Annotated in this window: 14 protein-coding genes, 2 tRNA genes and 1 rRNA gene; 12 read left to right on the forward strand and 5 right to left on the reverse strand. The window is 52.9% G+C overall.

Annotated features, from left to right (window positions below):
* The 3 genes from rrf to dkgB form a co-directional block, all read left to right on the forward strand.
* Positions 1 to 86: ribosomal RNA gene (gene rrf, locus ACI2I2_RS21510) — 5S ribosomal RNA — on the forward strand; the annotation flags it as partial.
* Positions 87 to 139: 53 nt separating this feature from the next.
* Positions 140 to 216, forward strand: a tRNA-Asp gene (locus ACI2I2_RS21515).
* Positions 217 to 381: 165 nt separating this feature from the next.
* Positions 382 to 1,185: a 2,5-didehydrogluconate reductase DkgB gene (gene dkgB / locus ACI2I2_RS21520; RefSeq protein WP_404659823.1), complete on the forward strand. Its 804-nt coding sequence runs from the start codon at positions 382 to 384 to the stop codon at positions 1,183 to 1,185.
* A 29-nt stretch (positions 1,186 to 1,214) separates the two neighbouring features.
* Here the strand turns inward: dkgB and yafC are convergent, their stop codons facing one another.
* On the reverse strand, positions 1,215 to 2,111 hold the full coding sequence (gene yafC / locus ACI2I2_RS21525) for a DNA-binding transcriptional regulator YafC (protein ID WP_404659824.1): 897 nt from the start codon (positions 2,109 to 2,111) through the stop codon (positions 1,215 to 1,217).
* A 104-nt stretch (positions 2,112 to 2,215) separates the two neighbouring features.
* Between yafC and ACI2I2_RS21530 the strand changes: the two genes are divergently transcribed.
* The 3 genes from ACI2I2_RS21530 (at position 2,216) to ACI2I2_RS21540 (ending at position 5,189) form a co-directional block, all read left to right on the forward strand.
* Entirely contained in the window at positions 2,216 to 3,391 is a 1,176-nt protein-coding gene (locus tag ACI2I2_RS21530; protein ID WP_404659825.1) for an MFS transporter, read from the forward strand.
* Positions 3,392 to 3,534: 143 nt separating this feature from the next.
* Positions 3,535 to 4,335, forward strand: coding sequence for an endonuclease/exonuclease/phosphatase family protein (locus tag ACI2I2_RS21535; RefSeq protein WP_404659826.1), 801 nt, complete (start codon positions 3,535 to 3,537; stop codon positions 4,333 to 4,335).
* Positions 4,336 to 4,418: 83 nt separating this feature from the next.
* Positions 4,419 to 5,189 carry a class I SAM-dependent methyltransferase gene (locus ACI2I2_RS21540; protein WP_404659827.1) on the forward strand — a complete coding sequence of 257 codons (771 nt, stop codon included), beginning with the start codon at positions 4,419 to 4,421 and terminating at the stop codon, positions 5,187 to 5,189.
* A 67-nt stretch (positions 5,190 to 5,256) separates the two neighbouring features.
* On the opposite strand, the gene mltD is transcribed toward ACI2I2_RS21540, so the two are convergent.
* Positions 5,257 to 6,621, reverse strand: a complete 1,365-nt coding sequence (mltD, locus tag ACI2I2_RS21545) for a murein transglycosylase D (protein ID WP_404659828.1) — start codon at positions 6,619 to 6,621, stop codon at positions 5,257 to 5,259.
* A 72-nt stretch (positions 6,622 to 6,693) separates the two neighbouring features.
* Complete coding sequence (gene gloB, locus ACI2I2_RS21550) at positions 6,694 to 7,449, reverse strand: hydroxyacylglutathione hydrolase (RefSeq protein ID WP_404659829.1); 756 nt, start codon at positions 7,447 to 7,449, stop codon at positions 6,694 to 6,696.
* A 31-nt stretch (positions 7,450 to 7,480) separates the two neighbouring features.
* Between gloB and ACI2I2_RS21555 the strand changes: the two genes are divergently transcribed.
* Positions 7,481 to 8,203: a class I SAM-dependent methyltransferase gene (locus ACI2I2_RS21555; protein WP_330986168.1), complete on the forward strand. Its 723-nt coding sequence runs from the start codon at positions 7,481 to 7,483 to the stop codon at positions 8,201 to 8,203.
* Here the strand turns inward: ACI2I2_RS21555 and rnhA are convergent.
* Positions 8,200 to 8,667, reverse strand: coding sequence for a ribonuclease HI (rnhA, locus tag ACI2I2_RS21560; RefSeq protein ID WP_404659830.1), 468 nt, complete (start codon positions 8,665 to 8,667; stop codon positions 8,200 to 8,202). The genes ACI2I2_RS21555 and rnhA overlap by 4 nt on opposite strands.
* 62 nt (positions 8,668 to 8,729) lie before the next feature.
* On the opposite strand from rnhA, the gene dnaQ reads away from it, so the two are divergent.
* A complete protein-coding gene (dnaQ, locus tag ACI2I2_RS21565) occupies positions 8,730 to 9,458 on the forward strand; it encodes a DNA polymerase III subunit epsilon (RefSeq protein ID WP_404659831.1) in 729 nt (242 codons plus the stop codon).
* Between the two features lie 127 nt (positions 9,459 to 9,585).
* Positions 9,586 to 9,662, forward strand: a tRNA-Asp gene (locus ACI2I2_RS21570).
* Between the two features lie 45 nt (positions 9,663 to 9,707).
* Here ACI2I2_RS21570 and ACI2I2_RS21575 read toward each other — a convergent pair.
* A complete protein-coding gene (locus tag ACI2I2_RS21575) occupies positions 9,708 to 11,177 on the reverse strand; it encodes an NCS1 family nucleobase:cation symporter-1 (RefSeq protein ID WP_404659832.1) in 1,470 nt (489 codons plus the stop codon).
* 141 nt (positions 11,178 to 11,318) lie between these two features.
* On the opposite strand from ACI2I2_RS21575, the gene ACI2I2_RS21580 reads away from it, so the two are divergent.
* From ACI2I2_RS21580 to puuE, 3 genes are read left to right on the forward strand one after another with little or no spacing between them, the layout of a single operon-like run.
* Complete coding sequence (locus ACI2I2_RS21580; protein ID WP_404659833.1) at positions 11,319 to 12,035, forward strand: GntR family transcriptional regulator; 717 nt, start codon at positions 11,319 to 11,321, stop codon at positions 12,033 to 12,035.
* On the forward strand, positions 12,035 to 12,772 hold the full coding sequence (gene hpxA / locus ACI2I2_RS21585) for an allantoin racemase (RefSeq protein ID WP_404659834.1): 738 nt from the start codon (positions 12,035 to 12,037) through the stop codon (positions 12,770 to 12,772). The genes ACI2I2_RS21580 and hpxA overlap by 1 nt, the downstream gene beginning before the upstream one ends.
* A 34-nt stretch (positions 12,773 to 12,806) precedes the next feature.
* Positions 12,807 to 13,754, forward strand: coding sequence for an allantoinase PuuE (gene puuE, locus ACI2I2_RS21590; protein WP_404659835.1), 948 nt, complete (start codon positions 12,807 to 12,809; stop codon positions 13,752 to 13,754).
* Positions 13,755 to 13,813: the final 59 nt, after the last annotated feature.

Here is a 13,813-nt window from a genome sequence, read left to right on the forward strand (position 1 = left end):
GACCCCATGCCGAACTCAGAAGTGAAACGCCGTAGCGCCGATGGTAGTGTGGGGTCTCCCCATGTGAGAGTAGGGAACTGCCAGGCATCAAATTAGCAGTAAACCGGGGTATAAACCGGTTGTGGTAAAGAAATTCGGTGGAGCGGTAGTTCAGTCGGTTAGAATACCTGCCTGTCACGCAGGGGGTCGCGGGTTCGAGTCCCGTCCGTTCCGCCACTTATTAAGAGCCCTGAGCATTTGCTCAGGGCTTTTTCTTTTGTCCAGAATTTAGGGATTATTGCCAGAATCGCAAAAATCCTCTGCATTTTTAACTCTTTTTCTCCCTGCCTGCTCGACCGATAATCCTCTGATAACACACACAAAGTGATTAAAGAGGAATACATGACAATCCCTGCATTTGGTTTAGGCACATTCCGTCTTAAAGACGACGTAGTTATTGCTTCCGTAAAAACTGCCCTTGAACTGGGGTACCGTGCGATTGATACTGCACAGATTTATGATAACGAAGCGGCTGTCGGGCAGGCTCTAGCTGAGAGCGGAATACCGCGCAGCGAACTGTTTATCACCACCAAAATCTGGACAGAAAACCTCAGCAAAGAAGCGCTGATCCCAAGCCTGAAAGAGAGCCTGAAGAAGCTGCGTACCGATTATGTGGATCTGACCCTGATCCATTGGCCGTCACCGAATGATGCTGTGTCGGTGGAGGAGTTTATGCAGGCGCTGCTGGAAGCGAAAGAAAGCGGACTGACCCGTAAGATTGGTATTTCCAACTTCACTATTCCGCTTATGGAGAAAGCGATTGCCGCGGTCGGCGCTGAAAATATTGCCACCAATCAGATTGAGCTTTCACCGTATCTGCAAAACCGCAAAGTGGTGGACTGGGCCCAGCAGCACGGCATCCATATCACTTCTTACATGACGCTGGCTTATGGCAAAGCGCTGAAAGATGCCACTATCCAGAAGATTGCCGATAAGCATCAGGCGACTCCGGCGCAGGTGATCCTGGCCTGGGCAATGGCAGAAGGTTATGCGGTTATTCCTTCTTCAACGAAGCGCGAGAATCTGGCGAGCAACCTGCTGGCTCAGCAGCTGAAACTGGATGAGGCGGACAAGGCAGCAATTGCCGCTCTGGAGTGTAATGATCGTCTGGTTAGCCCGGAAGGTCTGGCACCTGAGTGGGATTAACTTATTGAATACAGGGGCATATTGCCCCTTTATTTTTTACGCTGAGCTTCATGCTCACTCAAAAAATCTATAAATGCCCGAATGCGTGTACTCACTGCCCGATCGCTGTAATACACGGCGCTGAACGGCATCTCCACCGGCAATCTTTTGTCTGCCAACAGTTCAACAAATTCCCCTCTGGCAATCTCGTTATCGACCATATAGTCCGACAGACAGGCGATCCCGTTCCCGCTCAGGCAGAGTTGTTTTAGGGTTTCTCCACTGTTGGATGAAATGCCGCTGACAATCTCATGCAGCTGCCCATCACAGCAGGAAATTGGCCACATATTGAGTGACGTGGGCTCCGTAAAGCCCAGGCACAGATGCTGTTTAAGCTCTTCAACTGTTTCAGGCTTACCGTAACGGGCAATGTAATCCGGGGATGCGATTATCTTCCGGTAGCTGCTGAATAATGGGCGCGCGCGCAGGCTTGAGTCTGTCAATGTTCCGGCGCGGATCGCCACATCGACCTTACGCTCGATAAGATTAATGAAGGTTTCAGATGAGACCAGTGAGAGGGTAATTTCAGGGTAGCGCTCGCGAAAGGGCTTAATCAAAGGCATCAGGTAATGCAGAACGACTGGCGTTGCAGCGTCAATTCGCAGTAAGCCTCGTGGGGTGTGACGGGCCTCCATAAGCTCATTTTCCGCCGCTGCCATTTCCTGCAAAACACCCTGCATGCGGCGGAAGTAGCGCTCTCCTTCTTCCGTCAGGCTGAGCTGGCGAGTCGTCCGATTAAGCAGGCTTACACCTAACTTTGATTCCAGCTTTTTGACGGCACGGCTGACGGCTGAATTCGCCTGATTCAGCTGCTCTGCCGCACGGCTGAAGCTGCCGCTTTCCACCACGGCGACAAAGATGGCGATCTCTTCGGAGGTTGCTCGCATTATTGCTCCTGAAGCAAAATTTTATTGAGATTTTGACGGTTTTTGTTATTTAAGCATCCGCGCATACTGCGTGTCATCTTAATCCTGATGATACGGAGTAAATTATGCCACTGGCGCTTCTTGCCCTGACGATCAGTGCCTTTGCAATTGGCACGACCGAGTTTGTGATTGTTGTCCTCGTACCGACGATTGCCGATCAACTTTCTGTTTCTTTGCCGTCCGCCGGACTGCTGGTTTCCATTTACGCGCTGGGCGTCGCTATTGGCGCGCCTGTATTGACCGCCTTAACAGGCCGTATGCCGCGTAAACAGTTGCTATTGGGGCTAATGGTACTCTTTACCGCAGGGAATCTGCTTGCCTGGCAGGCACCGGGTTATGGCACTCTGGTGTTAGCGCGCTTGCTGACTGGGCTGGCCCATGGGGTGTTCTTCTCCATTGGTTCAACCATCGCGACAAGTCTGGTGCCAAAAGAAAAAGCGGCCTCTGCCATTGCCATTATGTTTGGTGGCCTGACGGTGGCTCTGGTCACTGGCGTACCTTTGGGCACGTTCATTGGCCAGCATTTTGGCTGGCGTGAAACTTTCCTCGCTGTTTCTTTGCTTGGCGTGATAGCGCTGATTAGCAGCTGGATACTCGTGCCGAACAACATCCCACAGCGTGCGACCGCGACCCTTCGCGAACAATTACAGGTGCTGACTCATCCGCGCTTACTGATGATCTATGCGATTACAGCCTTAGGTTACGGCGGCGTATTCACGGCTTTTACGTTCCTGGCGCCAATGATGCAAAATCTGGCTGGTTTTACGCCGAGTGCCGTGAGCTGGATCCTGCTTGGTTACGGTGTTTCAGTGGCGATTGGTAATATCTGGGGCGGTAAACTTGCCGACAAACACGGTGCGGTACCTGCGTTGAAGATTATCTTCGCAGCCCTGGTTGTTTTGCTGCTGGTCTTCCAGTTCACCGCATCGCTGCAATATGCCGCACTGGGCACGGTATTGGTCATGGGTATCTTTGCCTTTGGCAACGTTCCAGGGCTTCAGGTGTATGTGGTGCAGAAAGCTGAGCTGTATACCCCTTCAGCAGTGGATGTGGCTTCAGGGTTAAACATTGCTGCATTTAACGTCGGTATCGCTTTGGGTTCCATCATCGGTGGGCAGACGGTGGAACACTATGGCCTGGCCCAGACTCCGTGGATTGGCGCCGTCATTGTGATGTTGGCCTTCCTGTTGATTGGTGTGAGTGGCCGTCTGGATAAAACGACGAAAGTGGCGCTGAGTTGAGGTGTAGCCTGCGTATTTGCTTACACACCGGCAGGCAACTTTCTGGAAAATAGCGTTGAAAGTGTGAGCTAAAGTCCCTATAACAGAAGAACCACACCGTGATGGCGGCGTGGTTTTTCTGTTATTGAGGTCAGAAACCCAGCGTGCGAAAAAATACCTATGCCATGCGTTATGTTGCCGGACAACCGGCCGAGAGGATCTTACCTCCCGGTTCGTTTGCGGCTATTGGCAAAGCGTTACCCGCTGGCGCGCCTCTGAGCAGCGATGAAAAAATCCGTATTCTGGTCTGGAACATTTTCAAGCAGAAACGGGAAGAGTGGTTATCGGTGCTGACAAACTTTGGCAAAGATGCTCATCTGGTGTTGTTACAAGAAGCGCAAACGACGCCAGAACTGGTCAGGTTTGCCACCAGTAACTATCTGGCGGCCGATCAGGTGCCTGCTTTCGTCTTACCACAGAATCCATCAGGGGTGATGACGTTATCATCCGCGCATCCCGTCTATTGCTGCCCTTTGCGTGAACGCGAACCAATCCTGCGTTTAGCCAAATCAGCCCTGGTCACGGTTTACCCATTACCGGATTCGCGTTTGTTGATGGTGGTGAATATCCACGCCGTCAACTTCAGTCTTGGCGTCGATGTCTACAGCAAACAGTTGCTGCCGATTGGCGATCAGATTGCCCATCACAATGGCCCAATCATCATGGCGGGAGACTTCAACGCATGGAGCCGTCCGCGCATGAATGCGCTTTACCGCTTTGCGCGCGAAATGTCGCTGCGTGAAGTCCGCTTTACCGACGATCAGCGCCGACGCGCGTTTGGTCGCCCCCTGGATTTCGTGTTCTACCGTGGTTTGAATGTCCATGAGGCCTCCGTTCTGGTGACTCGTGCATCCGATCACAACCCGCTACTAGTGGAATTCAGTCCCGGCAAACCTGAGCGATAAAGGTAAGTCAGGTCTGCCGTGGGGCAGGCCTGTGCACATAAGGTGCTGCCCTTTATTCATTCAACCAACCGAAGGACAACACAATGACAACCAACACGCACCACAATAACGTAGATAAACAGTTCGGTTCTCAGGCCAGCGCGTACTTAACCAGTGCCGTTCATGCCTCAGGGCGTGATTTGCAACGGCTGTCAGAAAGGCTGAGTGCCTTTCCTCAGGCGCATGTTCTGGATATGGGATGTGGTGCCGGTCACGCCAGTTTCATTGCTGCCGGAAAAGTGGCGAAAGTGACAGCTTATGATCTGTCTGCGCAAATGCTGGACGTGGTAAATCAGGCCGCTGCCGATAAGGGCCTGACGAATATTTCCACCTGTCAGGGCTATGCTGAAATCTTACCCTTTGAAGATGCCAGTTATGACGTGGTGATCAGTCGTTATTCAGCCCATCACTGGCATGATGTCGGTCAGGCGTTGCGGGAAGTAAAGCGTGTGCTGAAGCCGGGTGGGGTGTTCATTATGATGGATGTCATGTCCCCGGGGCATCCTTTACGGGATATCTGGTTGCAGACCGTTGAAGCGCTGCGTGATACCTCGCATGTCCGTAATTATTCAAGTGGCGAGTGGTTGTCGTTGATTAACGAAGCCGGATTAATTACCCGTAATCTGATTACCGACCGTTTACCGCTGGAGTTTAGCTCATGGGTTGCGCGCATGCGCACGCCTGCGGCTTTGTGTGAAGCCATACGTCTCTATCAGGACAGTGCTTCTCAGGAAGTGAAGAATTACTTCGAACTGCAGGAAGAGGGGTCCTTTACCAGCGATACTATCATGGCGGAAGCCTTTAAGGCATCGTAAGAAAGCCAATAAAAAAGGCACCGGAGTCGGTGCCTTTTTCGTTAAACAGACTGGTCAAACAAAGTGATCAGGAATCGGGTCTGTCGCTGTTTTTTACGTACAGCGTCAGCTGGTCGCCCGGTTTCAGATTGTCTGTATCGCTGTTCCAGCGCATCACATCTTTGATGTTCACGCCGTGACGCTTAGCGATGCTCGACAACGAATCCCCTTTGCGCACGCGATAGGTAATGCTATCGCTATTGTTCGCAAGACGACTCGCACTGCTACCTGCGCCGACCGTCAGGTTTTGCCCGACTTTCAGATGCGAACCACGCAGTGAATTCCACTGCTGTAGGTCTTTCGACGTCACGCCTAAACGTGCGGCGATGCCTGAAAGGGTGTCACCTGAACGCACCTTATAGCTACGGCTGGTCATCGGCGTGTTATCCGCTACCAAAGTCGGCTGAACGGCGGCGATATCGCCAGACGCCAGAGACTCACGCAGCTGATCGGCATGCTTCTGCGGCACCATCACATACTTCGGCCCGCTGGCGCCAAGGGTAGACCCTTTTACGCCGGCATTGAATGCCTTCAGCTTGGTGACAGAAATTCCTGCCATATCCGCAACCTGCTTCATGTCGACTGGATTATCCAGACGGACACGCGCCAGCGCTCGGCTTTCATCTGCTGTTGGCAGTTTCACACCGTAACGCTTGCTGTTTTTGAGAATATCACTCAAAGCCAGCATCTTAGGTACGTAGATCTTTGTTTCCTGCGGCAACGAAAGTGACCAGAAATCGGTCGGTTTCCCGCGCGATTTGTTCGCTTTCACTGCCTTCATCACACGACCTTCACCACTGTTGTATGCCGCGACAGTGAGTAACCAGTCGCCGTCAAACATCTTGTTCAGACGTTGCATCATGTCGAGGGCTGCTGTCGTAGAAGCCACTACGTCACGACGTGCGTCGTAAGCTCGGGTCTGTTTCAAACCATAATTGCGCCCTGTGCTCGGAATGATCTGCCAAATGCCTGCGGCATTGGCGCCAGACGTTGCATGGGGGTCAAAAGCGCTCTCCACTATGGGTAGTAGTACCAGTTCCATAGGCATGTTACGTTTCTTAACTTGCCCGGCTATCCAGTACATATACGGCTCTGCCCGTAAAGTTACATCGTGGAGATAGCTCTTATTACGTAAATATTTCTGCTTTTGTTCGCGAATCCGGCCATTTTCCGGAATTCCCATCTTTAGCTCGTCGCCGATGAAAGCCCACAAGTCCTGATCCTGCGCGTAAAACGTCCCATCGTCCATCCATCGCGCTTGACTTGCAAACTTTCCTGCTTCCCCTTGACTAGCCGCAGAAAGGCTCTGTGCATGCTGCTGAACGTTACCATCACGATTGGCCTGGCAACCTACGAGCAAGACAGAGGCGAGTAATATCGCTCGTGCCTTCATGTGTGTGGTCAATAGTTGCTTAAAAGACGAGCAATCATAACGGCGATAATTTTAAAAGGCAACCCTAGCGTGCTAGAAGTTATCTTTCTTTGACCGTAACCATGCAAATCGCTGCTCAGGTTGTTGCAAATTTGTTTCTTTGGATAATTTATCAATAAAATCAGCGTCATCTGTGCGAAGAAATAAATTTATTTTGCGCTCATTTTTCAGAATTGCGGGGAGTGTTTTTTGATTTTTAGCGCGTAACTCCTTAACTTCCATGAAGTAATCATTTAGGTCAGAATCGTCTGGGAGGATGCTGACGGAAAACTTCATATTGGCTAAAGTGTACTCGTGTGCGCAACACACCAGGGTGTGATCGGGTAATGCGCTAAGTTTTTTAAGTGATTGATACATATGCGAAGCTGTGCCTTCAAACAAACGTCCACACCCGCCAGAAAAGAGCGTATCGCCCGAGAAAAGATAAGGATCGCTAAAGTAACAGATGTGACCTGCCGTATGGCCAGGGGTAAAAATTACAGAAAATTCGCACCCCAAAACATCGACCACATCCCCTTCTTTGACTATCTGCGTTGCCCCTTTATCTTGTGTCTCTTCAGGGCCATACACCACTAGTCCCGGGTATTTCTGCGTCAGTTCTTTCACGCCACCAACGTGATCATTGTGATGGTGTGTCAGTAAAATCGCTTCTGGATGCCACTTGTTTTCTGTCAGAGCAGCAAGTATTGGCGCAGCTTCGCCTGGGTCAACTATCAGGCAACGCCCGTCGTCCTCGCTCAATACCCAGATGTAGTTGTCCTGAAAGGCGGGAATACTGTTAAGATTCATGGATTACCTCTTAAACGTAGCGGGTGTTGTGATGAAACCGGCAAGGATACCTCTGGCAGTGACGGCACCTGGCCACTGGGCTGAAATGCCCTGGGGCGAATATTATCGCGAAGCGTTAGAGCTGCAACTCAAACCCTGGATGGCGAAACTCTATGGCTTTCATCTGCTTAAGATTGGCAATTTAAGCGCGGAAATCAATACCGAGGCGTGCGCTATCTCCCACCAGGTGAATGTTTCACTCGGTGGCGAGCCGATGCAGGTCAAAGCCGATCCGCTGCATCTGCCGTTTGCCGAAAAGTCTGTTGATGCTTGCCTGCTGGCGCATACTTTGCCCTGGTGCCAGGATCCACACCTTTTATTGCGCGAAGCGGATCGTGTGCTGATTGATGACGGCTGGTTAATTCTGACCGCATTCAACCCGGTCAGCCTGATGGGGTTACGCAAAATGGTGCCAGTGCTGCGTAACCGCATGCCGTACAACAGCCGAATGTTCACCCTGATGAGACAGCTCGATTGGCTTGGGCTGCTCAATTTTGAAGTCTTGCACCAAAGTCGTTTCCAGGTCCTTCCGTGGACCCGGCAGGGCGGGCGCATACTGAGTGCGCATTTACCCGCGCTGGGGTGTTTGCAGATAATCGTGGCTCGTAAACGGACTGTTCCATTAACGCTCAATCCGATGCGGCAGAGTAAATCAAGAACTCAACTGCGCCCGGCTGTGGGTGCCACCCGTCAGTATCGCAAGCCGCAGGATTAACTTTCTGGCTTATAGCCTGTGTCGTCCTGAGTGGGATTCATCGCCGCTGCGCGAGCAAGTTCATCGCAGCGTTCGTTCTCAGGATGACCGGCGTGTCCTTTTACCCACTCCCAACGAATTTTGTGCTCGCTCAGCGCGGCATCCAGACGCTGCCACAGGTCGACATTCTTCACCGGTTTTTTGTCAGCCGTTTTCCAGCCACGCTTCTTCCAGTTGTGGATCCACTGGGTAATTCCCTGACGAACGTACTGGCTGTCGGTACTCAGCACCACTTCGCAATGTTCTTTCAGCGCTTCAAGCGCCACGATGGCGGCCATCAGCTCCATTCGGTTATTGGTGGTCAGGTGGTAGCCTTCGTTAAAGGTTTTTTCATGCTTGCCGTAGCGTAAAATCGCGCCATAGCCACCCGGCCCTGGATTACCGAGGCAAGAACCATCGGTGAAAATTTCTACCTGTTTAAGCATCTCTGGTAGACTTCCTGTAATTGAAATCGACGTAAACGGTAAGTCTGACATAAATGAGCGATATGAGCACTGCAATTACCCGACAGATCGTCCTCGATACCGAAACCACGGGGATGAACCAGATTGGCGCGCACTACGAAGGGCACAAGATCATCGAGATCGGTGCGGTCGAAGTGATCAACCGCCGTCTGACGGGTAACAACTTCCATGTCTATCTGAAACCAGACCGGCTGGTGGACCCAGAGGCTTTTACCGTTCACGGTATTGCCGACGAGTTCCTGCTCGACAAGCCGACGTTTGCGGATATCGCCGATGAGTTCATCGATTACATTCAGGGCGCAGAGCTCGTCATCCATAACGCCTCGTTCGATATCGGCTTTATGGACTACGAGTTTGCCAAACTCAATCGCGGCATCGCCAAAACCAACACCTTCTGTAAGGTGACCGATAGCCTGGCGCTGGCGCGTAAAATGTTCCCCGGCAAGCGTAACAGCCTTGATGCGCTCTGCTCTCGCTACGAAATAGACAACAGCAAACGTACGCTCCACGGCGCATTGCTCGATAGCCAGATTCTGGCGGACGTCTATTTGCTGATGACCGGCGGCCAGACGTCGATGAAATTTTCGATGGAAGGCGAGAGCCAACAGCAGCAAGACATGGGCATTCAGCGTGTTGTGCGTGCAGCCAGTCAGTTGCGGGTGATTTCAGCGACGGATGAAGAGCTGGCAGCCCACGAATCCCGTCTCGATCTGGTGCAGAAGAAAGGCGGAAGCTGCCTGTGGCGTGCCTGATAATGGGTTCTCTGTGTTTTAACGAATCGAACGGATAATTTTGCAGCAAACGATTCAAAAGCAGAGAAAAAGCGTTGACGCCTCTGAAGGGAATCCGTAATATTCGCTGCGTTCCCAAGGGAACAGTGGAGCGGTAGTTCAGTCGGTTAGAATACCTGCCTGTCACGCAGGGGGTCGCGGGTTCGAGTCCCGTCCGTTCCGCCACTATTCAGAAGGCCTGAATCAGCAATGATTCAGGCCTTCGTCGTTTTAGTCTTTCACCACATCCACATCACCAAATCCTTCACTCACACCTTCGCGCTCATGGCGAGCCAGCCAGCGATAACTGCCTGCACCGAGAAACGCCCCAATAAACCAGCTAAAGTTCGCGACTTCATGCAGCGCAGGAATAAAGCTGAGAATCAGGCAAACGCCGACCGACGGCAGCAGCGCGGCGATGGCTTTTGGGTTAAACCCTTTTTTGTACCAATAGCGTCCTTGTTCTGAGACCGTAAACAGGTCGTCGACCACCACTTTGCCTCGCTTAATCAGGTAAAAATCTGCCAGTAAAATACCGAACAACGGCCCGATGAATGAGCCCAGTACATCGAGCGTATAGTGAATCAGCTCAGGTGACTGGAACAGATTCCACGGTGTGAGCAGTACAGAACCTACTGCCGCAATCATCCCACCGGTGCGGAAACTAATCTTTTGCGGTGAGCAGTTTGAGAAGTCGAATGCCGGGGAAACAAAGTTTGCCACAATGTTGATCCCGATAGTGGCGGTGATCATCGTCAGCAGGCCGATAGCCATCGCCACGCTGTTGCCGACATGGCTCACGGTCTCGATAGGGTCGGTTATCATGCGGCCAAACAGCGACTGCGAACCTGAGACAATAATCACGGTCACCACAGAGAACAGCAGGAAGTTAAACGGCAGCCCCCAGCGGTTGCCGCGACGGATTTCCTGCATATTTTTCCCATAGCGAGAGAAATCGCCGAAGTTCAGCAACGGGCCGGAGAAGTAAGACACCACAAGGGCTGTCGCGGTGATCATCTGCCAGGTTTGCTGTCCGGCGGTGAGCTCTTTGCTGGCGAGCGTGAAGGAGATGCCATCCAGCCCGGTTTGCCAAAGGATCCAACCAGCCAGCGCCATCATCACCACGTAAACGGCAGGCCCGGCGATGTCGATAAAGCGTTTGATTGCGCCCATGCCATGCCAGAACACCAGTGCCTGCAACACCCACATAATGCCGAAGCAAATCCAGCCTAAATGCGACAGCCCTAAAAAATGGCCGACGGTGAGTGAAGAGAGCGAAGGCCAAAACTTGAGGCCAACCAGCATCAGCGCATTGGCGGCCAGATAGGTCTGGATGCCGTACCAGGCGAAGGCGATAAGCCCACGAATGACGGCGGGAATATTCGCGCCAAACACGCCAAAAGCCTGGCGGCTAATGACGGCATAGGGCACGCCAGCCATCTGGCTGGGTTTTGCCACCAGATTGGCGCAAAGCTGCACAATACAGATCCCGACTAACAGGCAAAGCAGCACCTGCCAGCTGGCGAGCCCAAGCGTAAAGAAGCTGGCGGCCACCACATAGCCACCCATACTGTGCACATCGGACATCCAGAACGAAAAGATGTTGTACCACGACCAGCTTTGTTTGCGGGTCGGGGCCAAATCGTTATTGGTCAGTCTTGGGCTGTAGCCCGCTTTGTAGTTTGGTTCCTGGTTTGGCATGGGATCTGCTCCTCTGAAAACAGATGTGTTGTCTCTGTGACAGGTGTTGCAGGAACCAGGCCAGTTTTTACTTTCTTGTATACGAAGACTTCTTGTACTGTATACAAGACTGATTTTTGGATGCGATATCGGGAGCGCGAAATGAAACGTGAAACGGGGCTGCACGCCTCGCCGGAGGCGGAAGACAAAGAGCACTTTATCTGGCAATCGTTGATGACGGCGATAGTGGAACATCAGTTGCCACCGGGCAGTAAATTACCGGAAGAAGCCCTGGCGGAGGTCTTTGGCGTCAGCCGAACCGGGATCCGCAAAGTGCTGACTCGCCTCGCAACAGTGCAAATGATCACCATGACGCCCAGACGCGGTGCATTTGTCGCCACGCCGGATGTGGAAGAATCCAAAGCTATCTTTGCCACACGGAAGATTATCGAATGCGCCAACCTGCCGTTTGTGCTGGAGCACTTGCAGCCGCCACATCTTGCAGGGCTTGAAAACATCATCAATGAAGAAGATGAAGCGCACAGCACACACGATGGGGCATCGGCGTTACGCTGTTCCGCCGCCTTTCATATTCAGCTTCAGGCGATTTCCGGCAACGCGGTGCTGACTGAGATGCTCACCCGGCTGACGCAACGTTCTTCGTTAGTGATAGCCACGTGGGGCGCGCCGTGGCAGCGCGGTTGTCGTTGCCACGATCACGCAACGCTTGTCGATCTTTTACGCAGGAAAGATCTTGCAGCCATGACCCACGCAATGGAACACCACTTTGACGATATCGTCTCAAGCCTGCGTTTTGAACGCGGCGGAGAGACATTACCTGATTTTGCCCGGCTGTTTGGCGGGATGGGAGAGAACTGATGTCAGCACTCTGTATACAAGTGATCAACCCGAATACCAGCGTTGCCATGACGCACACTATTGCTGAAGCAGCGCGCAGTGTCGTTGCACCCGGCACGACTATCCTCGCGACTTGTCCGACACAGGGTGTGGAGTCTATTGAAGGGCATTTCGATGAAGCCATTGCTGCCATTGGCGTGCTGGAACAAATCAAGCAAGGGCAGGCGCAGGGCGCTCAGGGCCATGTGATTGCCTGTTTTGGCGATCCGGGATTGCTGGCGGCACGCGAACTGGCAAGCGGGCCGGTGGTGGGAATTGCAGAAGCGGCAATGCATATGGCCACGCTTGTGGCGACGCGTTTTTCTATCGTCACCACGCTGCCTCGAACGGTGATTATTGCTCGCCATTTGCTGCGTCAGTATGGCTTCGAACATCACTGCGCCGCGCTGCACGCCATCGATTTACCGGTCCTCGCGTTAGAAGATGGCACGGGTCTTGCTCAGGAAAAAGTACGTGAGCGTTGTATTCAGGCCAAACTCGAAGACGGCAGCGGCGCGATTGTGCTGGGCTGCGGTGGGATGGCGAACCTGGCCCGGGAATTAACTCAGGAACTGGAGATCCCGGTGATCGATGGCGTCACCGCTGCGGTGAAAATGGTGGAATCGCTGCTGGCGCTGGGCTTTGGCACCAGCAAATACGGCGACCTTGCGTACCCTAATAAAAAGCCGCTGAGTGGAAGCTTCGGGTCTCTGAGCTGAGGCCAGCGGCCATCTGATAAAGAGGTGGGATCACATGCAATCAGCAACGGACAAGCCCGTTTGGCCCTTTACCGAAAACTACCCTCGCGATATGGCGGGTTATGCCGGCCAACCGCCACATGCGAAATGGCCGGGCGGAGCGCGTATCGCCGTCCAGTTTGTGCTTAATTTCGAAGAGGGCGGCGAAAATCATGTCCTCCATGGTGACAGCGGCTCCGAGCAGTTTCTTTCCGACATCATCGGCGCAGCGAGTTTCCCGGACCGGCATATGTCGATGGACTCGCTGTATGAATACGGTTCTCGCGCAGGCTTCTGGCGTATTCATCAGGAATTTCAAAAGCGCGGCCTGCCGCTGACGGTGTTTGGCGTCGCGATGGCGCTGGCGCGTAACCCAGCGATTGTCGAGGCAATAAAAGCCGCGAATTACGACGTGGTCAGCCACGGCTGGCGCTGGATCCACTATCAGAACTTAGATAGTCAAACCGAACGTCAGCACATGCAGCAGGCGGTTGAAATCCTGCAAAGGCTGTTTGGCGAGAAACCGCTTGGCTGGTACACAGGGCGCGACAGCCCAAACACCCGTCAGCTGGTGGTCGAGCAGGGCGATTTCCTGTATGACAGCGACTATTACGGTGATGACCTGCCGTTCTGGTCAACCGTTGAGGGCAAGCCGCATCTGATAGTGCCGTACACACTCGACGCCAATGACATGCGCTTCGCCACCGCGCAGGGCTTTAACACCGCAGAACAGTTCTATACCTATCTGAAAGACAGTTTTGACGTGCTGTATGAAGAAGGGGAAACGTCGCCGAAGATGATGTCCATCGGCATGCACTGCCGTCTGTTAGGCCGTCCGGGGCGTTTCAGGGCGCTGCAACGTTTTCTCGATTACGTGCAAAGCCATGATGCGGTGTGGGTTTGCCGCCGGGAAGATATAGCCCGCCACTGGGTTGAACATCATCCGTATAAGCCTGGCGAGTAATGTACTGGCTTTCTCCCTCTCCCTTTGGGAGAGGGCAGGGGAGAGGGGATCAGGCCGCA

Origin of the sequence: Scandinavium sp. NPDC088450 (assembly GCF_044900545.1) — a bacterium.
Lineage (GTDB): Bacteria > Pseudomonadota > Gammaproteobacteria > Enterobacterales > Enterobacteriaceae > Scandinavium.